Annotated in this window: 31 protein-coding genes and 1 tRNA gene; 27 read left to right on the top strand and 5 right to left on the bottom strand. The window is 60.5% G+C overall.

The window, feature by feature from the left end:
• Window positions 1-372: 372 nt before the first annotated feature.
• The 27 genes from RGM2987_RS25645 to RGM2987_RS25515 all read left to right on the top strand — a co-directional run bounded on the left by RGM2987_RS25645 (window position 373) and on the right by RGM2987_RS25515 (window position 14,309).
• Entirely contained in the window at window positions 373-573 is a 201-nt protein-coding gene (locus RGM2987_RS25645) for a hypothetical protein (protein WP_245145657.1), read from the top strand.
• Between the two features lie 76 nt (window positions 574-649).
• Window positions 650-1,252 (top strand): DUF1566 domain-containing protein, encoded by a 603-nt coding sequence (locus tag RGM2987_RS25640; RefSeq protein WP_245145656.1) that lies wholly within the window; start codon window positions 650-652, stop codon window positions 1,250-1,252.
• A gap of 201 nt (window positions 1,253-1,453) precedes the next feature.
• Window positions 1,454-1,747 carry a hypothetical protein gene (locus RGM2987_RS25635; RefSeq protein WP_245145655.1) on the top strand — a complete coding sequence of 98 codons (294 nt, stop codon included), beginning with the start codon at window positions 1,454-1,456 and terminating at the stop codon, window positions 1,745-1,747.
• A gap of 21 nt (window positions 1,748-1,768) precedes the next feature.
• Complete coding sequence (locus RGM2987_RS25630; protein WP_245145654.1) at window positions 1,769-1,966, top strand: hypothetical protein; 198 nt, start codon at window positions 1,769-1,771, stop codon at window positions 1,964-1,966.
• 21 nt (window positions 1,967-1,987) lie between these two features.
• Window positions 1,988-2,416 carry a hypothetical protein gene (locus RGM2987_RS25625; protein WP_245145653.1) on the top strand — a complete coding sequence of 143 codons (429 nt, stop codon included), beginning with the start codon at window positions 1,988-1,990 and terminating at the stop codon, window positions 2,414-2,416.
• On the top strand, window positions 2,413-2,604 hold the full coding sequence (locus tag RGM2987_RS25620) for a hypothetical protein (RefSeq protein WP_245145652.1): 192 nt from the start codon (window positions 2,413-2,415) through the stop codon (window positions 2,602-2,604). The genes RGM2987_RS25625 and RGM2987_RS25620 overlap by 4 nt, the downstream gene beginning before the upstream one ends.
• On the top strand, window positions 2,601-2,771 hold the full coding sequence (locus tag RGM2987_RS25615) for a hypothetical protein (protein WP_245145651.1): 171 nt from the start codon (window positions 2,601-2,603) through the stop codon (window positions 2,769-2,771). Before RGM2987_RS25620 ends, RGM2987_RS25615 begins: the two co-directional genes overlap by 4 nt.
• A gap of 443 nt (window positions 2,772-3,214) precedes the next feature.
• The gene (locus RGM2987_RS25610; RefSeq protein WP_245145650.1) at window positions 3,215-3,544 is read left to right on the top strand and encodes a hypothetical protein; all 330 of its coding nucleotides are present in this window, start codon (window positions 3,215-3,217) and stop codon (window positions 3,542-3,544) included.
• A gap of 42 nt (window positions 3,545-3,586) precedes the next feature.
• Window positions 3,587-4,318, top strand: a complete 732-nt coding sequence (locus RGM2987_RS25605; protein ID WP_245145649.1) for a hypothetical protein — start codon at window positions 3,587-3,589, stop codon at window positions 4,316-4,318.
• The gene (locus RGM2987_RS25600; RefSeq protein WP_245145648.1) at window positions 4,315-4,878 is read left to right on the top strand and encodes a siphovirus Gp157 family protein; all 564 of its coding nucleotides are present in this window, start codon (window positions 4,315-4,317) and stop codon (window positions 4,876-4,878) included. The genes RGM2987_RS25605 and RGM2987_RS25600 overlap by 4 nt, the downstream gene beginning before the upstream one ends.
• A 7-nt stretch (window positions 4,879-4,885) precedes the next feature.
• Entirely contained in the window at window positions 4,886-5,128 is a 243-nt protein-coding gene (locus RGM2987_RS25595; protein WP_245145647.1) for a hypothetical protein, read from the top strand.
• Complete coding sequence (locus RGM2987_RS25590; protein WP_245145646.1) at window positions 5,125-5,589, top strand: hypothetical protein; 465 nt, start codon at window positions 5,125-5,127, stop codon at window positions 5,587-5,589. The genes RGM2987_RS25595 and RGM2987_RS25590 overlap by 4 nt, the downstream gene beginning before the upstream one ends.
• A 75-nt stretch (window positions 5,590-5,664) precedes the next feature.
• A complete protein-coding gene (locus RGM2987_RS25585; RefSeq protein ID WP_245145645.1) occupies window positions 5,665-5,976 on the top strand; it encodes a hypothetical protein in 312 nt (103 codons plus the stop codon).
• A 26-nt stretch (window positions 5,977-6,002) separates the two neighbouring features.
• Window positions 6,003-6,608: a DUF1566 domain-containing protein gene (locus tag RGM2987_RS25580; RefSeq protein WP_245145644.1), complete on the top strand. Its 606-nt coding sequence runs from the start codon at window positions 6,003-6,005 to the stop codon at window positions 6,606-6,608.
• A gap of 78 nt (window positions 6,609-6,686) precedes the next feature.
• Window positions 6,687-7,307, top strand: a complete 621-nt coding sequence (locus RGM2987_RS25575) for a DUF1566 domain-containing protein (protein ID WP_245145643.1) — start codon at window positions 6,687-6,689, stop codon at window positions 7,305-7,307.
• 53 nt (window positions 7,308-7,360) lie between these two features.
• Window positions 7,361-7,717 (top strand): four helix bundle protein, encoded by a 357-nt coding sequence (locus RGM2987_RS25570; protein WP_245145642.1) that lies wholly within the window; start codon window positions 7,361-7,363, stop codon window positions 7,715-7,717.
• 370 nt (window positions 7,718-8,087) lie between these two features.
• Window positions 8,088-9,089, top strand: a complete 1,002-nt coding sequence (locus tag RGM2987_RS25565; protein WP_245145641.1) for an RNA-directed DNA polymerase — start codon at window positions 8,088-8,090, stop codon at window positions 9,087-9,089.
• A 71-nt stretch (window positions 9,090-9,160) separates the two neighbouring features.
• On the top strand, window positions 9,161-9,940 hold the full coding sequence (locus RGM2987_RS25560; RefSeq protein ID WP_245145640.1) for a DUF2786 domain-containing protein: 780 nt from the start codon (window positions 9,161-9,163) through the stop codon (window positions 9,938-9,940).
• A gap of 14 nt (window positions 9,941-9,954) precedes the next feature.
• Window positions 9,955-10,878 carry a DNA cytosine methyltransferase gene (locus RGM2987_RS25555; RefSeq protein WP_245145639.1) on the top strand — a complete coding sequence of 308 codons (924 nt, stop codon included), beginning with the start codon at window positions 9,955-9,957 and terminating at the stop codon, window positions 10,876-10,878.
• 44 nt (window positions 10,879-10,922) lie between these two features.
• Window positions 10,923-11,237, top strand: coding sequence for a DUF4406 domain-containing protein (locus RGM2987_RS25550; protein WP_245145638.1), 315 nt, complete (start codon window positions 10,923-10,925; stop codon window positions 11,235-11,237).
• Window positions 11,234-12,169, top strand: a complete 936-nt coding sequence (locus RGM2987_RS25545) for a hypothetical protein (RefSeq protein ID WP_245145637.1) — start codon at window positions 11,234-11,236, stop codon at window positions 12,167-12,169. Before RGM2987_RS25550 ends, RGM2987_RS25545 begins: the two co-directional genes overlap by 4 nt.
• A gap of 67 nt (window positions 12,170-12,236) precedes the next feature.
• Complete coding sequence (locus RGM2987_RS25540) at window positions 12,237-12,614, top strand: ASCH domain-containing protein (protein WP_245145636.1); 378 nt, start codon at window positions 12,237-12,239, stop codon at window positions 12,612-12,614.
• Window positions 12,611-13,021, top strand: a complete 411-nt coding sequence (locus RGM2987_RS25535; RefSeq protein WP_245145635.1) for a hypothetical protein — start codon at window positions 12,611-12,613, stop codon at window positions 13,019-13,021. The genes RGM2987_RS25540 and RGM2987_RS25535 overlap by 4 nt, the downstream gene beginning before the upstream one ends.
• A gap of 46 nt (window positions 13,022-13,067) precedes the next feature.
• Window positions 13,068-13,394, top strand: a complete 327-nt coding sequence (locus tag RGM2987_RS25530) for a hypothetical protein (RefSeq protein ID WP_245145634.1) — start codon at window positions 13,068-13,070, stop codon at window positions 13,392-13,394.
• Window positions 13,395-13,443: 49 nt separating this feature from the next.
• Window positions 13,444-13,827: a hypothetical protein gene (locus RGM2987_RS25525; RefSeq protein ID WP_245145633.1), complete on the top strand. Its 384-nt coding sequence runs from the start codon at window positions 13,444-13,446 to the stop codon at window positions 13,825-13,827.
• Between the two features lie 37 nt (window positions 13,828-13,864).
• Window positions 13,865-14,020: a hypothetical protein gene (locus tag RGM2987_RS25520; protein WP_245145632.1), complete on the top strand. Its 156-nt coding sequence runs from the start codon at window positions 13,865-13,867 to the stop codon at window positions 14,018-14,020.
• A 37-nt stretch (window positions 14,021-14,057) separates the two neighbouring features.
• The gene (locus tag RGM2987_RS25515) at window positions 14,058-14,309 is read left to right on the top strand and encodes a hypothetical protein (RefSeq protein ID WP_245145631.1); all 252 of its coding nucleotides are present in this window, start codon (window positions 14,058-14,060) and stop codon (window positions 14,307-14,309) included.
• Window positions 14,310-14,311: 2 nt separating this feature from the next.
• On the opposite strand, the gene RGM2987_RS25510 is transcribed toward RGM2987_RS25515, so the two are convergent.
• From RGM2987_RS25510 to bamC, 5 genes are all read right to left on the bottom strand, one after another.
• The gene (locus tag RGM2987_RS25510) at window positions 14,312-15,289 is read right to left on the bottom strand and encodes a site-specific integrase (protein ID WP_245145630.1); all 978 of its coding nucleotides are present in this window, start codon (window positions 15,287-15,289) and stop codon (window positions 14,312-14,314) included.
• Between the two features lie 110 nt (window positions 15,290-15,399).
• A tRNA-Ser gene (locus RGM2987_RS25505) sits at window positions 15,400-15,489 on the bottom strand.
• 83 nt (window positions 15,490-15,572) lie between these two features.
• A complete protein-coding gene (gene purC / locus RGM2987_RS25500) occupies window positions 15,573-16,286 on the bottom strand; it encodes a phosphoribosylaminoimidazolesuccinocarboxamide synthase (RefSeq protein WP_245145629.1) in 714 nt (237 codons plus the stop codon).
• A gap of 27 nt (window positions 16,287-16,313) precedes the next feature.
• Window positions 16,314-17,072: an MBL fold metallo-hydrolase gene (locus RGM2987_RS25495; RefSeq protein WP_245145628.1), complete on the bottom strand. Its 759-nt coding sequence runs from the start codon at window positions 17,070-17,072 to the stop codon at window positions 16,314-16,316.
• A gap of 4 nt (window positions 17,073-17,076) precedes the next feature.
• Window positions 17,077-18,192 (bottom strand): outer membrane protein assembly factor BamC, encoded by a 1,116-nt coding sequence (gene bamC / locus RGM2987_RS25490; RefSeq protein ID WP_245145627.1) that lies wholly within the window; start codon window positions 18,190-18,192, stop codon window positions 17,077-17,079.
• Window positions 18,193-18,205: the final 13 nt, after the last annotated feature.

Here is an 18,205-nt window from a genome sequence, read left to right as displayed (position 1 = left end):
TTGGTACTTGACCTAATGTGAACTGTTGGTTCATATTTAATCCATCGAGACGCCACAGCGCCTCGCCAGGGCCTAAACAGACCTGCCGCTCTTTAGTGACACCCCTTGCCGGATCAAAACCGGCCCAGCATCAAAAAGGTTTAGCGAGGTCGAGCCTTAATCGACCCACGGGTAAAAGCGACGAAAGTCGTGCCTCGACCCGGCCGGAGCAGCTTAGATCCGTGCGAGAACAAGAGTGCAGTCGGGAAGATCCGCGGACTGTTTAACAAGATGAATGAGCCGGTGACCGACGCCAGTAGCGGGTCACGGCGGAAAGCATCACTGAAGCCCGTTCGAAGAGCGGGCTTTGGGATGACGACCAGGAGACACGAAATGCCAACGAAACGCGGAAGTGAAATTCAGATAGGTGACTTGATCTACCTCGGCATCGGCGATCGCACAGGAAGGGTTGTGGATTTCCAAGCCCATCCCCGTCTTGCTGACTTCAACCCAGGACTGACCGCCAGGATCGCGGTGACAGATCGAGGATCGATAACGGTCATCGATCAACAGCCGATCAGGGTGCCTGAGTGAAGATTTCACTGGCTGGCCTTGGCGACAGGGCCAGACGGGAAGTCAACCGAACATCCCCCGACAAGGAATAACCCACATGCAAGCAATTCAACTGACCACCTACACCCGTGGCGACCTGATGATCAGCAGCCCTGACGAAGCTGTTGTGCTGAAGCTCGCCAGCCTGGCGATGGATGTTTCTTCGGCGCCAACTTCAATCTCGGCCCCGGCCATCGGCGAGTACTGGAAAGGCCAGGGTGGCGTGTATGCCGGGGTGATGCGCGGCGAGAGCGGCCAGCCTGATTACCACCTGATCGTCCCGACCAGCCAGGCCGTGCTGGGCCAGAAGCTGGCCTACGGCGGATACGAGGTCGACGAGACGGAAGCCTCCAGCCGCCGCGATGGCCTGGCGAACACTCTGCACCTCGTTGAGGGATCCGCTGAGGAGCACCCTGCCGCGCAGTGGTGTGACGGCCTGACCATCGAAGGCCACAGCGATCTGTACCTGCCCGCCATCAGCGAGCTGGCCCTGTGCATGGCGAACGTCCCAGAGCTATTTGAGAAGGAATGGCACTGGTCATCTTCGCAGCGCTCCGCCTACGACGCATTCTTCATGTCCTTCGATGATGGCAATCAGAGCAGCTACGGCAAGAGCAACGAGTTCCGCGTCCGCCCCGTCCGCAGATTACCTATTCGTTGATTCGTTTATTGCTTTTCATCGCAGGTGAATCGCGGGGCTGCTCAGGTACGAGCGGTCAGGCCTGATACATGCCGGGCAGTGCCGGCCGCCTGCATCCTTCCCCGCCTCTACCCGTCAGCTCTCTCCCCCGCGCCCATCGGCAACCAGCGGATCGGATGAGTGCATCCGAGTTTTGTTGGATCAACCACAGAGGACTCAGTCATGGAATACATGGCAGCTCAAATGGATCGCCAAATTGAAGGCGCCGAGCATCGATACAACGCTGCTCTTGAAGAGGGTGAGAATCCTGCCTTCCCAGTTGCGGCCAGCGAGTATGGCGGCCACGGCACCTGTTTCGGCTTGACCGTCCGCGATTACTTCGCGGCTAAGGCTTTGCAAGGCCTCATATCAACCGCAGGCGCTCCGTGCCTGCTTGGCATGGATGGCTGCGAGAACGAAACCGCCAGCACAGCTTACAAGCTGGCCGACGCCATGCTCGCCGCCCGCTCCGCCTAACCCCAAACACTGGAGGTCGCCATGAGCGATAAGCAATGTGAGGTCATCGACGGCGAAGTCGACCATGACTGGAAACTTGTCAGCGATTGGGGCGGCGATCCGGGCGTAGTGAATGGCACCTTCGATTGCAGCTATCTGGAATGCCGGGTGTGCGGTGAAGAGAACCACAGCCACCCGAACCCAAGCTCTTACGCCTACGAGCCTGACTACCACGACTGACCCGCCGATCTGGAGGCAACCATGAACGCAGCTTTGAAACTCAGCCAGGAGCGTTACGACGCTCAGTTGCCTCCACCGGTGAGCGAGAGCCCACAGGAAGTTGCCCGGGCGGAATGGATCTACAACGCGGTCGAGCAGCTTGTCCGGTTCGGCGTCGACGTTTCGTTTCAGCGCCGGATGCGCAAGCCGCAGGGTGTGACTCAGGCCCAGCTCGCACTGGCGATTGATGAGTTCGCGAACGGCAGGCTTGCCGACGGCGAGGTAGGAACCCCGGCGCTCGGATATCTGCTGCTGGCTGCCGAGCGGGGCCAGGTCGACAGGACTGCCTACGCCGAACTGCGCGGGCCAAGTGACCACCCGCTCGGCAAGATCGGCGAAATCGCACAGGCCCTTATTGAGCCCCTGGCCGATGACGCCCTGATCGCCCAGGCAGAGGACAACGAACTATGAGCCCTCACATCCTGATCGACGAAGCGCTGGAAAGCCTGGAGCACCCCGACAGCCCTGACGGTGCCCAAAAAGTCGTGCTGCACATGATCACCAACATGATGGAAGGCAGCGTCATATCCGTCGAGGAATTCAATCACTACTGCAAGCGCCTCCTGAAACCGACCAGGCAGCGCAAGGAGGCGTCATGAGCACTGCACCGGTTAAATCGTTGATTGACGAGCAGATTGCTGAGATCGAGCGGAGCCTGACCATTCTTGGCGCCGGCCTGCCGCGCGAGCTCCCCGTCTCGAAGCTCCCGCCCAAGCTTGCAGCAGCAATCAAGGCCGGTCGTGTTGAAGTGAGAGCTCGGCCATGAAGATCATCACCTGGATCCTCACCGCCCTGCTCATGACCATGATTGCCTACGGCGCGGTACAGGACCGTCGCCACGCTTGCGACATTCCGCAACTGTCCCAGGTGCTGCGGTGAGCGGCGAAGGCGCCAAGAAGCGCCAGCAGGCACTCGCCAAACGCTGTGCAAGGCTTCGGCGTCAGGGGCTCAGCCTCGGCGGGATCGCCAGTATCACAGGCGTTGACCGGGACAAAGTAGCCGCTCGCATAACGCTGGGAGAAAGGTTGCTCAGCCTGGAGCCGTCATCATGATCAAAATCCAACGCCTGCGCAGGCTCTACACCTGGCGCGGATCAGCAATCGTCCTTCTTCTCTGCACGGCCTGGATGCTCGCAAGCGCCTACGCCGATCGCATCACCTCCTAACTCACATCTTCAAGCGCTGCGCACGTCGCGGCAAGGATTTAGTCATGCCTGAATCAAGCCACACGCCCGGTCCGTGGAAAGTGGTCGATGGGTATTACCCCGGCTTTATCAAGATCGTCGGCGCGTCTTTTGAGCCATCGATAGTCCTGTCAGCAACTAATTTGGACCTTGCAGACTACTGTCGCCGCACAGCTGATGCGCGGCTTATGGCCGCCGCGCCTGACCTTCTGGCCGCCGCACAAAAAACGGTAGATGCCTGGGCGAAATTCATTGCCTCGTTCGACTACGTGCCTGGGATTGGCGATCGAGCCGAGGACATGGAGTTCCGGGAAATCCTGCAGCTTCGCGCAGCAATCGCCAAAGCCACCCAATAACCCCCTTCACAGCGCCCCTCTCCGGTGGCGCGGAGAACAGTCATGTCCAACACCAGAATTTGGGATCAGGTCGGCACGACCGACCCGAGCGCTACGAAGAACTTCACCGGAATGGGCGGCTTCAAAGGCACCGCCATCAAGCCCACCTACCTCATGCGCAAGGCTACCGAGATTTTCGGCCCGTGCGGCGAGGGCTGGGGCTGGACAGTGCTTGAGGATCGCTTCGACGAGGGTGCTCCGCTTCTGGCTCCAACGAAGGAATGGCCCAGCGCGCCGATCATCAACGCCAAGCTTCACACCATCAAGATACAGCTCTGGTATCTGGGAAAAGACGGCCAGAAGTGCACCGTGGAGCACTACGGGCATACACCATTTGTTCTGCTCCAGGGCGGCAAGATCATCACTGACTGGGAAGCTGCCAAAAAATCGCTAACCGACGCTATCGGCAAATGCCTTCAGCCGCTCGGTTTTGCTGCTGACATCCACATGGGTCTGTTCGACGACGCCGCGTATGTCGATGCTGTGCGAGATGAGGTGGCTCTCGAAAAAGCCGAAAACAGAGTCGAAGAAGAAGAGCGCCAAAAGCTTGAGCGCCTCGACTACATCAAGTCGGTTATTGAGAACATGCAAGGCGCGAAAACGCCGCATGAGCGCAAGAAGATCCACGACGTGGCCGTCCGCCAGCTCACCCTGCGCAAGGACGAGAAAGGCGCAGCCCGGGTTTCCTTGGAATGGAAAAAACTGACTGAGCCGAAACAGGAGACTGCAGCATGACTCAACTCTACGCACTCACCGGCAAGCTGGCAGAACTCCAGGGCATGGCCGACACCGATGATGAGGGCCTGAAAGAGGCCTTGCAGCACGCTATGGACGAGATCCAAGGCGAGTTCGAGGTGAAGGCCGACAACATCGTCATGCTGCGCCGAAATATCGAAAGCGATGTCACTGCGATCGAGAACGAGATCGAGCGCCTGGCCGAACTCAAGCGCATCAAGACCAACAGTGTGGCGCAGATCAGCGATTACCTCCGCAGGAACATGGAGGCAGCCAACCTCAAATCCATCAAGCGTCCGCTGTTCACCATCACACTAGCCCAGGGCAAGGAGAAAGTGATCGTGGACAAGGAAGACGAGTTGCCAGAGGACTACGTCGTCCCGAAAACCACATTTGCGCCAGATAAAGCTGCCATTGCCGCAAAACTCAAGGAGATCCGCGAGCACAACGAGGCCGTGCGCAAGCGCATTGCCGCTGGCGAAGACGCCGAGCAGGAACTCCTGCCGGAGCCGACCTGGGCGCACCTTGAGCGCGGCGACAGCTCCATACGCATTAAGTGAGGTCACCATGATCAGCAACCACCTCAGCCTGGTCGAGCACAATCGACCCCAGGCGGACGCGATCTCGGATCGAATCGCCCAGTTCCTGGCGGCAGGCGGCCAGATAGACGAACTGCCAAGCCCGCCGCGCAACCCAATCCCGCCGGCCCGCTCAACCCGAATAGACCCTGAAACGGTCCTCAAGCGCAAACCGCGCAAGCTTACCCTGGCTGAGCGCCGGGCGGTGCGTAAGATGACGGAGGCGTTATGAGCAAGCCACGCAAGCCCAACAACCTCAAGGCCAGGGTTGAGCGCTCCTGCCGCTCCCTGGTCCGGGTCAATCACGTAGCGGTGGTGAACATCGACCCCAGCGGCCGCCAAGGGATGATCAACTACAAGTCGCTCAAGAACATCGCGCCCGGAAAGATCGGCCAGGCCGTGTGTGAGATCGCTCACCGCTGGACCATCTACCTCAGCGCCCTGTGTGACGACCACACCGGCAATCGCTACCTGAAGTCGATAGAGGTCACGCCAGACGGCATGTACCTCTCCGACCATCTGGAGGAAGTGATCGAGCACTGCTACAGCGAGATCCGCGACAGCGCCAACCCGCAGCATCTGGTGGCGTCTGGCTGGATCGCGATACCCGACACGGTGTCGCTGGACGACGCCCAGGCCTACCGGATATTCGAAGCCGTCGGCGCCTGGAACCAGGTGAAGGTAGCAGCGTGAGACGTTTCCGAACCCAGCAACGCAAACGACAGACCTGGCTGGCACTGCCGGCCAGCGGAATTACGGAGAAATGCCATGGCGGCAACGCAGAAAGACCGATCAGCGAAGACCGCGGCGAAGCGAAGGAGCCGCGGCGAAGAGGAAATCCGGCTGCATTGCATGGCTGGCACCCGGCAGGTACTGGCTGACCTGATGGCCTGGCACCAGATCGAGGAACAGGGCGAAGCAATGACCCTGGCCTTGCATCATCTGCATGCGCTTGGCCCGAAAGGTTCGGCGCAATTCTTCGCCCCGCCGCGACACGAATACGTGATACCCGAAAACGTGTCGCGGAAATTGAAGTTGGCCTTCGACCGCGAAGCCCTTCGCATCTGTCACGACGAATAATTCTGTTCCCAACCCGAGGAAACCCCATGAAAGCCGAAATGGTGAAACTGGAACACAATGGCATTCACTTCAAAGTGGCCCGCCCAAGGCTGGCAGAGATTGCAATCGCCACCCTACTCGCAGGCTCTCTCCCGCCAGCAGCCAACGTGCAGCAGGTCGAGCCCACCGCCATCCCTGGACTGGGTGAGTACTGGCCCGGCCAAGGCGGGTACAACGCTGGCCTGGTAGCGGCTCGCGGCGATGTGCCGGCGCACTACCTGATCGTCGCCAAGGAAGACGTGGGTAACCATGAGTGGGGTGGTCGCGGCATTGACCTGGTCAGCACCAGCAAAACGAACGGGAACCTCAACACCGACCTCATGTGCTACGAGGAAACGGTTTACCCGGCCGCCAGTGCCTGCGCTGCGCATGAGGCTGACGGGCACAGCGACTTCTACCTGCCGGCCTGTGCCGAGCTGTACCACTGCTGGGTGAATGTGCCCGACCTATTCGCCAAGGACACCTGGTACTGGTCGAGTTCGCAGCGCTCCGCCGACACCGCATTCTTCATGTACTTCGATGATGGCGGTCAGCACTACTACGGCAAGCACAACGAGTTCCGCGTCCGCCCCGTCCGCAGATTCTTTATTTAATCCTTCATTCATCCGCTCTTGATCCGGCACCGGGGCGCAGCAGCGCCTTTTTTGTTGCCTTCGAAAAGAGGAAAGACCATGTCCGCAGCAGCTCAAGCAATCCCAGCAGTGACCATCCCGGAAATCGGCCAGCCCTTCGGCGGCGGGTTCTTCTCCGGCATCACCCGCGACCCGGAGACCGGCAAGTGCTATCTGAACATCACCGCCGGCGCGGAACATGAGCTGGTTGGTGCCTGGGGCAAGTACGGCGAGAAGATCGAAGGCGCCGACAGCTTCACCAACAGCCGGGCCAACACCGAGGCTATGGCAGCCGCTGGCAGTGAGCTGGCACAGAAGGTCCTGGTGCTGGACATCGGCGGCTTCACCGACTGGGCGATCCCGGCGCGGGATGTTCAGGAGCTGCAATACCGCCACTTCAAGCCGACCACCGAAGCGAATTGGGAATACGGTCGCAGCGGTGACAACCCGAACAGTGAGCCTGTGGGCCAGCTGTACAGCGCTGAATCGCCAACCCAGACCAGCGTCGAAGCCTTTCGCGAGGGCAGCCCCGAGGCGTTCCAGGATCGCGCCTACTGGTCATCTTCGCAGCGCTCCGCCAACAACGCATTCACCATGGGCTTCGATGATGGCTTTCAGGACAGCTACGGCAAGAACGACGAGTGCCGCGTCCGCCCCGTCCGCAGTCAATTGATTGATTAATTCGCTTATTTAATCCGGCCGCTTGCGGCCGGTTGCCCAAGGAGGGCGCGCCGATGGCGATGCACACGGAGTTGCAGATTTATCAGGTTTCAATGGGCCTGCTTCAGATGGCTACGAACCTGACACGAAACATTCCCCGCGATCTGAAACAGTCACTCGGCAAGCGGGTGATTGATGAGTGCATCGATGTCCTGATGCTGATTGCCCGGGCCAACTCGACCCGGGACAAGCATCCACACCTGACCTCGCTGGTTGAGAAGGTCCAAGTGATCGAGTTCCTGATGAGGTTGTTCAAGGACAGTCGATTCATCAGTGTCCCGCAGCACGCCAAAGCTATCGAGGTAACCACCTCAATTGGCAAACAGGCGAATGCCTGGAAACGCTACACCCCAACCGCGCCCGCCACCTGAGAGTTACGGCTTTCAGGTCTGTGCGAATTGAATCTGGTCGTGCCGCTGGCCCCTGGGCCACCGCCATGTGCACAAGAGATACCGCCGGTCTAAAGCGTCCGTGTAGGTCTCGCGCAGTTTCCTTGCTGATCGGCTTTGCCTCCGGCTTGGCGACGTAGATAGCACGACAGGTCGCAGCGCTCCGCCAACAACGCATTCAACATGAACTTCGATGATGGCAATCAGAACAACAACGACAAGAACAACGAGTTCCGCGTCCGCCCCGTCCGCAGATTCGACTGTTGGTCCCTACCCGTTCTCCGATTTGGTCCAGGCCTATTACGACTGCCGCCGCACGAAGCGCAACAGCGCCAGCGCCCTGGCTTTCGAAATGGACCTGGAGCGGAGCCTGGTAGAGCTTCACCGCGACCTGATCGCCGGCACCTACCGGCCAGGCCGCTCAATCTGTTTCGTGGTCACCCGACCGAAAGCCCGGGAAGTATGGGCGGCAGCCTTTCGGGACCGCATCGTTCACCAACTGCTCTACAACCACATCGGTCCACGGATCGAACGCAGCTTCATAGCGGACAGTTGCGCCTGTATCCAAGGGCGCGGAACGCTGTACGCCGCCAAGCGCCTTGAGTCGAAGATCCGCAGCGCCAGCCAGAACTGGTCGAAGCCGGTGTTCTACTTGAAATGCGACTTGGCGAACTTCTTCGTCGCCATCGACAAGCAGGTGTTGCGCCGGCAGTTGGCCGCCAGGATCAGTGAGCCCTGGTGGCTCGAACTGGCCGAAACGATCCTCATGCACGACCCTCGCGAGGATTACGAGGTGCGCAGCCCGGCTCATCTGTTCAATCGGGTGCCGCAGCATAAGCGCCTCACCGCGCAGCCGGCGCACCTCGGGCTACCCATCGGCAACCTGTCGTCGCAGTTCTTCGCCAACATCTACCTCGACGCCCTGGACCAGTTCGCCAAGCACCAGCTCGGCGCCAAGCACTACATCCGGTACGTCGATGACTTCGTGTTCCTGCATGAGTCGCCGCAACAACTCAATGAGTGGAAGTCCCAGGTCGAGGCGTTCCTGCCCGGTCTGGGCGCGAAGCTGAACCCCAGCAAGACCATCCTGCAGCCAGTTGACCGGGGCGTTGACTTCGTCGGGCACGTCATCAAGCCGTGGAGGCGCACAACGCGGAAACGATCGCTGGCCCAGGCACTGAAGCGAACAGCAGCAGCGCCGACAGAGGATTTGCGCGAAACTGCCAACAGCTACTTCGGCCTGCTCGGCCAGGCCAGCCACAGTGAGAAAGACCGGGCCGCACTGGCTCGCGTCGTGCTGAAGCGCGGCCATGTCGTCAACGGCGCACTGACCAAGACCTACCAGAAACGCTGATCCGGCCCCATGCCGGGCCATCAACCAATAGCCCACAAACCCACTTCACGCCACCCTGGCGAGGCGAAGCCATGACCGATAACACCATCGACGAAAAGAAACTCGAGCGTGCGATCCGCAAGATCAAGCACTGCCTGGCACTGGCCCAGAGCGCCAACGAGAACGAGGCCGCCACGGCGCTCCGCCAGGCGCAGGCATTGATGCGCGAGTACCGGCTTACCGAAATGGATGTGAAGTTGAGCGACGTCGGCGAAGTCGAGTCCGCGCTGTTCCGCGCCAAGCGACGCCCGGCGTGGGATCAGCAGTTGAGCATCGCCGTGGCAGAAGCATTCAACTGCACGACCCTGCGGCACTGGAAGTGGAGTCCAGCGAAAGGCCAGGTCATTGAGTGCGCGACATTCGTCGGCGTTTCTCCCGCTCAGAACATCGCCCTGTACGCGTATGAGGCGCTGCACACCAAGCTAACCCAGGCGCGCAAGGAGTACTGCTCAGCAGTCAGGTCCGGAGTTCATCAGAGTCAGTATTCGGCAGAGACTGCCGGCGATCACTTTGCATTGGCGTGGGTCTGGGAGGTCCAGTCGAAGCTGAAAGCGCTTGTTCCTCAATGCGACGACGATCCGGCAGGCCATCCCGCCAGCGGCCAGGAGCTCGTAGCGATTCAGGCGCAGGACAAGGCATTGATCAGCGAATACCTCGCCACTCAAGACATTAGGGAGTCCCGGAAAAGCAAGGGTGTCGAGTTAGATACGAATGCCCAAATCGCTGGAATGCTCGCCGGGCGCAACGTTGAGCTGCACGCTGGCATCGCCCGGGGCGGCGACGAAGTATTCGCATTATCCGCAACGGCCTGACAGAAGAGAACCCCATGACCACCGCAATTGATTTGTTCGCCGGCTTCGGCGGATTGTCCACCGGCGCTCGCAATGCGGGCGTACAAGTGCTCTGGGCAGCCAACCACTGGCCCGACGCGGTGGAATGGCACACTGCCAACCATCCTGAAACACAACATGCTTGCCAGGACCTACACCAAGCCGACTGGTCGCAAGTGCCGAAACATGACCTGATGCTCGCCGCTCCCTGCTGCCAGGGTCACACCAAGGCCCGCGGCCGGGATAACGGGAACCCGAAACATGACAACTCGCGATCAACGGCCTGGGCGCCAGTATCGAACGCAGAGGTGAACCGGCCGGAATTCGCTATCATCGAAAACGTCCCCGAGTTCATGGACTGGGTCTTGTATCCCGCCTGGGCTGATGCAATGCAGCGGCTCGGCTACGCGCTTGCGCCCCATATCGTGGACTGCGCCGACCTTGGCGTGCCACAGCACCGCGTCCGTATGTTCATGGTCTGCTCGCTCAGCAAGGCGCCTCTGTTCTTGCAGTTGCCCCAATGCCAGCACGTCCCAGCCCGCGACATCCTCGACTTCGACGCAGGGAAGTGGAGCAGGATCGATAAGCCGGGGCGTGCCGAGTCGACGCTGTTGCGCGTGAAGAATGGCCGTGAGCGCTTCGGTGAGCGATTCATCATGCCTTACTACGGCTCGGGCTCTGGCCTCACTGGCCGAAGCCTGGATCGCCCTATCGGCACCATCACCACCCTGGACCGCTGGGCCCTGGTGCGTGGCGATGAGATGCGGATGCTCTCGGCTGACGAGGCCCTGGCTGCTCAGTCATTCGGGCCAGATACCAAGCGCCCGGATAACCACCGACTGACCATGCACATGACCGGCAACGCGGTACCGCCGCTGGCCGGAAAGATTGTCATCGAAGAACTGAAGCGAGCCGCATAACTCCCCCACTCCACCGCCCGGGCTTGGCCCGGCAAGGACTCCCCGTGAAACGGATTTATATCTCGGGTCCGATGACCCACATCCTCGACCTGAATTTCCCGGCCTTCCACGCCATGGCCGCCAGCCTGCGCGAAGCCGGGCACATCGTCACCAACCCCGCCGAACTCAACCCCGCCGGCGGCACCTGGAGCGAATGCATGCGCCGGGACATCGCTGCCCTGATGGACTGCGACACCGTGGCAACCCTGCCTGGTTGGCAGGACTCCCGCGGCGCCAGCCTGGAGGTGCACATAGCCAAAGCCCTCTGCATGAAGGTTGTAGACGCCCATGATCTGGTATCGATGGAGATTGCAGGATGAGCGAAGCGCATTGCAACAACCTACCCCAGCGCAAGGCCTTGGGCCTCGTGACGCATGACAACACAGGCGGCCCGTTCGTGGTCGAGTGCCAAGGTTGCGGCGAGGTCTACCCCAGCTTCCATTGCCTTGGCGGCGGACAGATTGCCGACACCGGCGATCACGAAGACGCCCGCTGCCCCCATTGCGAGCAGGTCGGCCCGGAGGAATGCGATAACGCTGCCCTGGCCTGGAACACTCAACAGTTGAGGATCAACGAACTGCAACAGCGCCTGACCACGGCAGACCAGCGCATCGACGAGCTGGAGGGGAAGTTGGCCGCTGTACCGCCGCAAGCCGATGCACAGATAGTGGGGGACGCTATCGCCTTGACCGAACCTGAGCGCCATTTTGTTCAAGCGCTCAGGGAGAATGTGAATCGTGCTGATGCGCAGCCGGTGGCGAAGCCTGTTATGAAGCTTGAGGCGGAGCGCTTGTGGGGTGGCGCCGGGGAGTACGGGGTCAGCATCGTTGATCAGCAATGGCTGCAAGCGTGCCGGAAAACAGGTGGCGAATTCTTGCTCTACACCCACGCTGATGCGGGCGAGGTTGAGCGGTTGCGGGCTGGGTTGGCAACCGCTCAAGAGACGCTTGAGCGTTGGCATGACTTAAATCTTAAGCGTGAAGCCGAGCGCGACACCCTGCGCGCCCAGTTGGATACAGAAGCGGCGAACCACGCCAAGACGCTAGCCGAGGTTCAGCGCCTTGATCTGATGGTCTCCCAAAGCGACTATAACTACGACATGGACCGCGCAGAGTTTAAGCGACAGTTGGCCGAGCGGGATGCGCTGTTGCGTGATTGCTTCGACGCTATGCTCAAAGGTGGGTACTCGAAACCGCTGCGCGAACGCATAAAGGTCGCCCTGGCCGACAGCACAGACTCCGTCAAACCCTGAACACCCCTCTATAACCCCTTCCCCTATCAAGCCTGCCCATGTGGCGGGATGGAACAGGTATTGCCAAATGAAAGCTCTTTCAATTCGCCAGCCCTGGGCCTGGCTGATCATCCATGGCGGCAAGGACATCGAAAACCGTAGCTGGCCCACGAAGCACCGCGGTCGGTTCCTGGTACATGCAGCCATGGGCATGACCCGTGCCGAGTACAACTCAGCAAGTTGGGTAGCTGGTCCGCTCGGCGTCAGGCTGCCGCCTTTTGAGGATTTGCTGCGTGGCGGAATCGTCGGGTCTGTCGAGCTGGTCGATAACCTGGATACCAGCGACTCGCCCTGGTACATGGGCCAGAAAGCTTTCGTCCTGCGCGATCCGAAGCCGCTGCCCTTCACGCCTTTCAAGGGTCAGCTCAATTTTTTCGAAGTACCTGACGAACTGGTGACGCCATGAGCCGCAGCGGATACAGCGATGATTGCGGCGGATGGGATCTGATCTGCTGGAGGGGTGCCGTGAATTCGGCGCTGAAGGGAAAGCGCGGTCAGGCTTTCCTGGTCGAATTGCGCGAGGCGCTGGACGCCATGCCTGAAAAGCGGCTGGTGGCAGACACCCTCGAAGCCGACGGTCAATTCTGCACCCTAGGTGTTCTCGGCGCAAAGCGCGGCATCGACATGAGCACCATCGACGCGCATTGCCGAGAGGCGGTGTCGGGGGCCTTCGGAATAGCGCCAGCCATGGCCGCCGAAGTCGTGTTCGAGAACGACGAGTGTGGCTGGAACGAAACCCCAGAACAGCGCTGGCAGCGGATGCGCAAATGGGTCGATAGCCATATCAAGGAGGTGACGCCATGCTCCCAGTAGCCGCCCTCCTATTCATTGCCTGGAACATATACAGGGGGCCGAAGCCATGAGTGACCGCGAACTACTTGAGCTGGCCGCCAAGGCTGTCGGTCTGCAAATCGAATGGTCGGAGGCTTACCAGCGTTACGAGATGTTTAACGGGATGCGCTATGCCGGTAGCTGGAACCCGCTCACAGACGACGGTGATGCGCTGCGCCTGGCTGTGAGCCTCGGGATATGCGTCTATCCGCCGTTTCCGGCAGAGCCCGGAAAACTGGCTGTTGCGCACACCGATCGTGACATGCTGGAAGAACTGTGCGGTATTGATCCATGCGCGGCCACCCGACGCGTCATCGTCAGGGCTGCTGCCCAAATCGGCAAAGCCACCTCCTAACCCCACTCCCCCTACATGCCTGCCGATGAACGGCGGGCGAGGAGTTCCTATGCCTGAAATTAAGTGTCACCACGGCTGTTCGATGAGCATCGGCACCGACGATTGGGTGAAGACCCTGACCCTGGACCAGATGCGCTACGCCCGCGACCAGATGGCCGAGAAGATCAAGGCCGCCGAGGCCCAGCCCAAGCGCACCGTGTGGCGCGTCAGCAACGGGATCATCTGTGAAGGGAATTATCGCGAGGAGGAATTCGAGAAAGCAGCTGACCACCTTCTTCGGATCTACAAGAAGAAGTTTATGGAAGAGGCGCCTGGCTGGATTGAAAAGCCATACGGATACCTGGTCTTCGAACGCCAGTTGCCGAGCCTCACGCCTGAACTGGTGACCCAGCTCGAATACGACAACGAGTGGTTCCCCGCAAAACCCGAATAACCCACCTTCTGCCGCCAAGCGCGGCACGGAGCGAATCGTGACCATCACCAGAATCATCAAGGGCCCACACCGCTTTGGCGGTTACTGGTGGGTCGTCGCCGACTGCGGAGGCATCAAGCAGCACATGTCCTTCCGCACCGAACAGCAGGCTCGCCAAGTTGCCGTAGGGCAGGACAGCGTGACCATTCACTGACCCCCCCCCCGCCGGGCATCGAATTCAGGAGCAACAAATGAGCGAAGAAGCAGAGATTGTTTACGTAGAGGGGCTGGGCAAGATGCTTGGCCGAACAGAGGCTTCGGTCAGGGAGGGGATCCGCCGGGGCGTTGACTGGTTGCCCAAGGGTTTCAAGATGGGAACCAGGCATTGCTGGCTCAAAGAGGATGTGCGCGAGTTTCTGCGCAGTTGCCGTGATGGGGAGAATAAGGCGCCGAAGGTCGGCAGGAAGCGGCAGCCACCGCCGACGCTGCGCGGGGTGGCGTGATGCTACCCCAGCTTCTCGGCGAGAGCGGTCGGGCAAAGGTGTGTGTACCGCTTGAGCATCGCCAAGGTCTTGTGACCGGTGATGCTCGCCACTTCCATGATGGACAGGCCACGCTCGAACAGGCGGCTGGTCGCTTCATGGCGCATGTCGTGCAGGCGAAGATCCTTGATCTTGGCTGCCTCGCACGCCAGGGCGAAGTAATTGCTGACGCTGTCCAGCTTCAAATGAAAGAACCGGCCGCCGTCGATTGGCGTCGGCAATCCTTCCAAGAGCTCCACCGCCCGCGTTGACAGCGGGACGGATCGGCGCTCGCCGTTCTTCGTGTCCTCGAGGAATGCGACCCTCCCCCGTATTTGGTCCTTCCTGAGCATGACCAGCTCTGACCGGCGCATGGCCGTCTCGACCGCAAGCTCAATGATCACCGGAAGCTCGGCATTGACCGCTCCCGCGTGCTTGTACAGCAACTTGAGTTCGGCAGTGCTAGGGCGGCGCTCCCGCTGCTTACTGCCTTTGGGCATTCGGATTCCGGTGCACGGGTTCTTCAACCCCTGAATCCCCCAGTCTTTTGCCGCGACTGTATAAAGGTGGCTGATCAGCGCCAGGTTGAGTCGGACCGTTGCAGTTGATTTGCCGGCCTTCAGCTCGGCATCGCGGAACGCTGCCATATCGCTCGAGCGGATTGCCGCCAGTGACTTGCCGGCGTACTCCGACTTCTGCCACTTCTTCGCCCTGACCTTCTCCTGGGCTGATCCCTTCTTGCCCTCACTCACCTCGTTGACGTACCGGGTCAGCGCTTCATTGAGCGTGGTGCTCTCGGCCTCCCTGGTGTCGACGAATCGCGAGCGCGACATATCGCCCTCGATCTCGGCGGCCCATCGCTGGGCTTCCGCTTTGGTGTCGAAGGTGGCTGAAAGTGTTGGGTACCCTTTGCGACGGATCTGGGCTCGCCAGACGTCGCCACGCTTTTCGTAATAGGCCATGGGGGAATATTGAAGTGCGGCTGGGGGAATCGCAAGGGAAGCCATTCCCCCAGATTTCCCCCAAATACAAAAAAGCCCCGAGGCGGCTAAGCGCTCGGGGCCTTTGAATATGGCGGAGAGATAGGGATTTGAACCCTAGGTACTGTCGCCAGTACAACGGATTTCGAATCCGTCCCGTTCGGCCACTCCGGCATCTCTCCAGTGGCGCGCATCATACCAGCACATTCGCCGGAAGCGAACCCCCGAGCGATTTTTTTTCCGTGCTATCAGATGCTTGCGTTGATTACAGAGGTACACCCAGGCGCTGGGCGACTTCCTCGTAGGCTTCGATGACGTCACCGAGGCCCTGGCGGAAGCGGTCCTTGTCCATCTTCTTCTTGGTGTCCTTGTCCCACAGGCGGCAGCCGTCCGGGCTGAATTCGTCGCCCAGGACGATGGAGCCGTCGCTGAACACACCGAACTCAAGCTTGAAGTCCACCAGCAGCAAGCCGGCGTCATCAAACAGTTTGGTCAGCACTTCGTTGACCTTGAGGGACAACTCCTTCATGCGCGCCAGTTGCTCGGCGGTGCCCCAGCCGAAGGCCACGACGTGGGATTCGTTGATGAACGGGTCGCCCTTGGCGTCGTCCTTCAGGAACAGTTCGAAGGTGTAAGGGTTGAGCTTCAGGCCCTCTTCCACGCCCAGGCGCTTGACCAGGCTGCCGGCGGCGTAGTTACGCACGACGCACTCGACCGGGATCATGTCCAGCTTCTTGACCAGGCATTCGTTGTCGCCCAGCAGTTTGTCGAACTGGGTCGGCACGCCGGCGGCTTCGAGTTTCTGCATGATGAAGGCGTTGAACTTGTTGTTCACCATGCCCTTGCGGTCCAGCTGTTCGATGCGCTTGCCGTCGAACGCCGAGGTGTCGTTGCGAAACAGTAGGATCAAGCGGTCGGCTTCGTCGGTCTTGTAAACCGACTTGGCTTTGCCGCGGTAGAGTTCTTCACGTTTTTCCATGATGGGCTCCGCTTGCTAAGTAGTGGGCTAGGCGATATGTCGCCAGTCGAGCCCTGAATCTTGATCGGCCAGTTGCAGCCAGTCCGGGTCGCACCCGAGGGTGTCGACAAAACATTGCCGGGCCAGCTGCGGCAGGTTGTTCTTGCTGCTCAGATGGGCCAGGACCAGGTGTTGCAGGCCTTGCCAGCCCAACTCGGCCACCAGGAACGCTGCCTGGTGGTTGTTCAAATGCCCGTGCTCCCCACCCACGCGCTGCTTAAGGAAGTACGGGTAGTAACCCCGCGCCAGCATGTCGCGACAGTGGTTGGACTCAATCATCAAGGCATCGAGGTCCCGGTAACTGTCCATGACCCGGTCGCAATAAGACCCCAGGTCGGTGAGCAAGCCGAAACGCCGCTCGCCGTCGCTGAACACATACTGCGTTGGCTCCCGGGCGTCGTGTGCCACGCTGACCACGCTGATGTCCAGGGCACCAATGCGCAGTTGCTCCCCACCGGCCACGAAACCGGCCGGTTCGATGGGCTTGCGCAAGCCACCCAGCGTGCCGCGACTCAAGTACACCGGCAGATTGTAGCGCCGAGACAGCAAACCCACGCCATGCACGTGGTCGGCATGTTCGTGGGTCACAAGTATCGCGCTCAGTTGCGCCGGGTGCACACCCAGGCGCAACAGGCGCTTCTCGGTTTCCCGTAGGGAGAAACCACAATCGACCAACACGTACGTGCCGGCGCTGGCGATCAGCGTGCCGTTCCCCTGGCTACCGCTGCCGAGAACGGCAAAACGCATCGGATCAGCCCAGGTTGTCCTGAATCACGCCCAACACTTTGCGCGCCACTTCAGCCGGCGCCACGGTATTGATGTTCTTCTCGACGGTTACCTGGACGTTGTCGCCCACCTTGCTCAGGCGAACCTGATAGCGCTCGGCGCGGGCTTCAACTTCTTCCTTGTCCGGCTTGCTGCCGAACAGGCCACTGAAGAAGCCAGGTTTCTCGTCTTTCTTCTCGGCCTTTTCGGCGAGGTTGATGTAGTAAAGGCCCAGGCTGCGGTTGATGTCTTCAACCCGCCATTCGCCCTGCTCCAGCGCACGGCCAACACTTGACCAGGCACGGTCCAGGTCGGAGCCGACGTTGAGCACCGGGTTGCCGCTGCCGTCTTCGCTCAGGCTGACACGGCTCGGTGCATCGAACTCCTTGGAGGCCAGCATCGAGACGGAACCGCCCTGCTCTGCGGTGCGACTCATGCTGGCGAGCATGTCGTCTACCAACGCGGCGTCGAGGCCGGTATTGACCGAACGGTTGGTGAATGCCACGTCGGCAGTGCTGCCGGCAGGACGCTCGGCGCTGACCACGTAGACTTCACTGGTGTTGCGCTGCACGCCCGGCTCGATTCGCACCCGCACGCGGGTTTCGCTGTCGGAGGCGACACCGGCGGCGCTCAGGCGCTTGGCCATGACAGCGGACAGTTCATCGGCTCGTTGCCAAGTGGTGGTGAACTCACCCGTTTGCGGGCGCTGTTCGTCCAGGCGGAAACCGTTGTCCTGGAAGAACTGGATCGCCACCGGCCAGACTTCGGCCGGTGGATGCTGGCCCATGACCCAGCTGGAATCACCGCTCTTCTGCAAGGTGTAGTCGCTGGCATCGGCCACGGCCGACAGCGGTTGCGGACGAGGAACGACGTATTCGCCCTTGACGCTGTCGTCGGCGACGTTACGCGGGATCGGCAGCAGCGGATCCAGGCGCTTGGCGATGTTGACGTCTTGCGGCAGTTGCATCGGTGCAGTCTGTTGCGCTTGCAGGTAATCGCTACCACGGTCGCGGAAGTAACCCTCCGGCCCCCAGATCCACCCGCAGCCACTGGTGCTGGAGATAATCAAGGCAAGTGCGGAAAGTCCGGCCATTCGCTTCATGCGTTGTACTTCC

It is taken from the genome of Pseudomonas sp. RGM2987 (assembly GCF_022952855.1).
GTDB lineage: Bacteria > Pseudomonadota > Gammaproteobacteria > Pseudomonadales > Pseudomonadaceae > Aquipseudomonas.
Note: the sequence above shows the minus strand (reverse complement) of the source record. Positions and strands in the feature narration are given on the sequence as shown.

Bases quoted from the DNA above. Each gene is read 5' to 3' on its own strand.
- RGM2987_RS25645 (WP_245145657.1), top strand. From the start codon at position 373: ATGCCAACGAAACGCGGAAGTGAAATTCAGATAGGTGACTTGATCTAC.
- RGM2987_RS25640 (WP_245145656.1), top strand. From the start codon at position 650: ATGCAAGCAATTCAACTGACCACCTACACCCGTGGCGACCTGATGATC.
- RGM2987_RS25635 (WP_245145655.1), top strand. From the start codon at position 1,454: ATGGAATACATGGCAGCTCAAATGGATCGCCAAATTGAAGGCGCCGAG.
- RGM2987_RS25630 (WP_245145654.1), top strand. From the start codon at position 1,769: ATGAGCGATAAGCAATGTGAGGTCATCGACGGCGAAGTCGACCATGAC.
- RGM2987_RS25625 (WP_245145653.1), top strand. From the start codon at position 1,988: ATGAACGCAGCTTTGAAACTCAGCCAGGAGCGTTACGACGCTCAGTTG.
- RGM2987_RS25620 (WP_245145652.1), top strand. From the start codon at position 2,413: ATGAGCCCTCACATCCTGATCGACGAAGCGCTGGAAAGCCTGGAGCAC.
- RGM2987_RS25615 (WP_245145651.1), top strand. From the start codon at position 2,601: ATGAGCACTGCACCGGTTAAATCGTTGATTGACGAGCAGATTGCTGAG.
- RGM2987_RS25610 (WP_245145650.1), top strand. From the start codon at position 3,215: ATGCCTGAATCAAGCCACACGCCCGGTCCGTGGAAAGTGGTCGATGGG.
- RGM2987_RS25605 (WP_245145649.1), top strand. From the start codon at position 3,587: ATGTCCAACACCAGAATTTGGGATCAGGTCGGCACGACCGACCCGAGC.
- RGM2987_RS25600 (WP_245145648.1), top strand. From the start codon at position 4,315: ATGACTCAACTCTACGCACTCACCGGCAAGCTGGCAGAACTCCAGGGC.
- RGM2987_RS25595 (WP_245145647.1), top strand. From the start codon at position 4,886: ATGATCAGCAACCACCTCAGCCTGGTCGAGCACAATCGACCCCAGGCG.
- RGM2987_RS25590 (WP_245145646.1), top strand. From the start codon at position 5,125: ATGAGCAAGCCACGCAAGCCCAACAACCTCAAGGCCAGGGTTGAGCGC.
- RGM2987_RS25585 (WP_245145645.1), top strand. From the start codon at position 5,665: ATGGCGGCAACGCAGAAAGACCGATCAGCGAAGACCGCGGCGAAGCGA.
- RGM2987_RS25580 (WP_245145644.1), top strand. From the start codon at position 6,003: ATGAAAGCCGAAATGGTGAAACTGGAACACAATGGCATTCACTTCAAA.
- RGM2987_RS25575 (WP_245145643.1), top strand. From the start codon at position 6,687: ATGTCCGCAGCAGCTCAAGCAATCCCAGCAGTGACCATCCCGGAAATC.
- RGM2987_RS25570 (WP_245145642.1), top strand. From the start codon at position 7,361: ATGGCGATGCACACGGAGTTGCAGATTTATCAGGTTTCAATGGGCCTG.
- RGM2987_RS25565 (WP_245145641.1), top strand. From the start codon at position 8,088: ATGGACCTGGAGCGGAGCCTGGTAGAGCTTCACCGCGACCTGATCGCC.
- RGM2987_RS25560 (WP_245145640.1), top strand. From the start codon at position 9,161: ATGACCGATAACACCATCGACGAAAAGAAACTCGAGCGTGCGATCCGC.
- RGM2987_RS25555 (WP_245145639.1), top strand. From the start codon at position 9,955: ATGACCACCGCAATTGATTTGTTCGCCGGCTTCGGCGGATTGTCCACC.
- RGM2987_RS25545 (WP_245145637.1), top strand. From the start codon at position 11,234: ATGAGCGAAGCGCATTGCAACAACCTACCCCAGCGCAAGGCCTTGGGC.
- RGM2987_RS25540 (WP_245145636.1), top strand. From the start codon at position 12,237: ATGAAAGCTCTTTCAATTCGCCAGCCCTGGGCCTGGCTGATCATCCAT.
- RGM2987_RS25535 (WP_245145635.1), top strand. From the start codon at position 12,611: ATGAGCCGCAGCGGATACAGCGATGATTGCGGCGGATGGGATCTGATC.
- RGM2987_RS25530 (WP_245145634.1), top strand. From the start codon at position 13,068: ATGAGTGACCGCGAACTACTTGAGCTGGCCGCCAAGGCTGTCGGTCTG.
- RGM2987_RS25525 (WP_245145633.1), top strand. From the start codon at position 13,444: ATGCCTGAAATTAAGTGTCACCACGGCTGTTCGATGAGCATCGGCACC.
- RGM2987_RS25515 (WP_245145631.1), top strand. From the start codon at position 14,058: ATGAGCGAAGAAGCAGAGATTGTTTACGTAGAGGGGCTGGGCAAGATG.
- RGM2987_RS25510 (WP_245145630.1), bottom strand. From the start codon at position 15,289: ATGGCCTATTACGAAAAGCGTGGCGACGTCTGGCGAGCCCAGATCCGT.
- purC (WP_245145629.1), bottom strand. From the start codon at position 16,286: ATGGAAAAACGTGAAGAACTCTACCGCGGCAAAGCCAAGTCGGTTTAC.
- RGM2987_RS25495 (WP_245145628.1), bottom strand. From the start codon at position 17,072: ATGCGTTTTGCCGTTCTCGGCAGCGGTAGCCAGGGGAACGGCACGCTG.
- bamC (WP_245145627.1), bottom strand. From the start codon at position 18,192: ATGAAGCGAATGGCCGGACTTTCCGCACTTGCCTTGATTATCTCCAGC.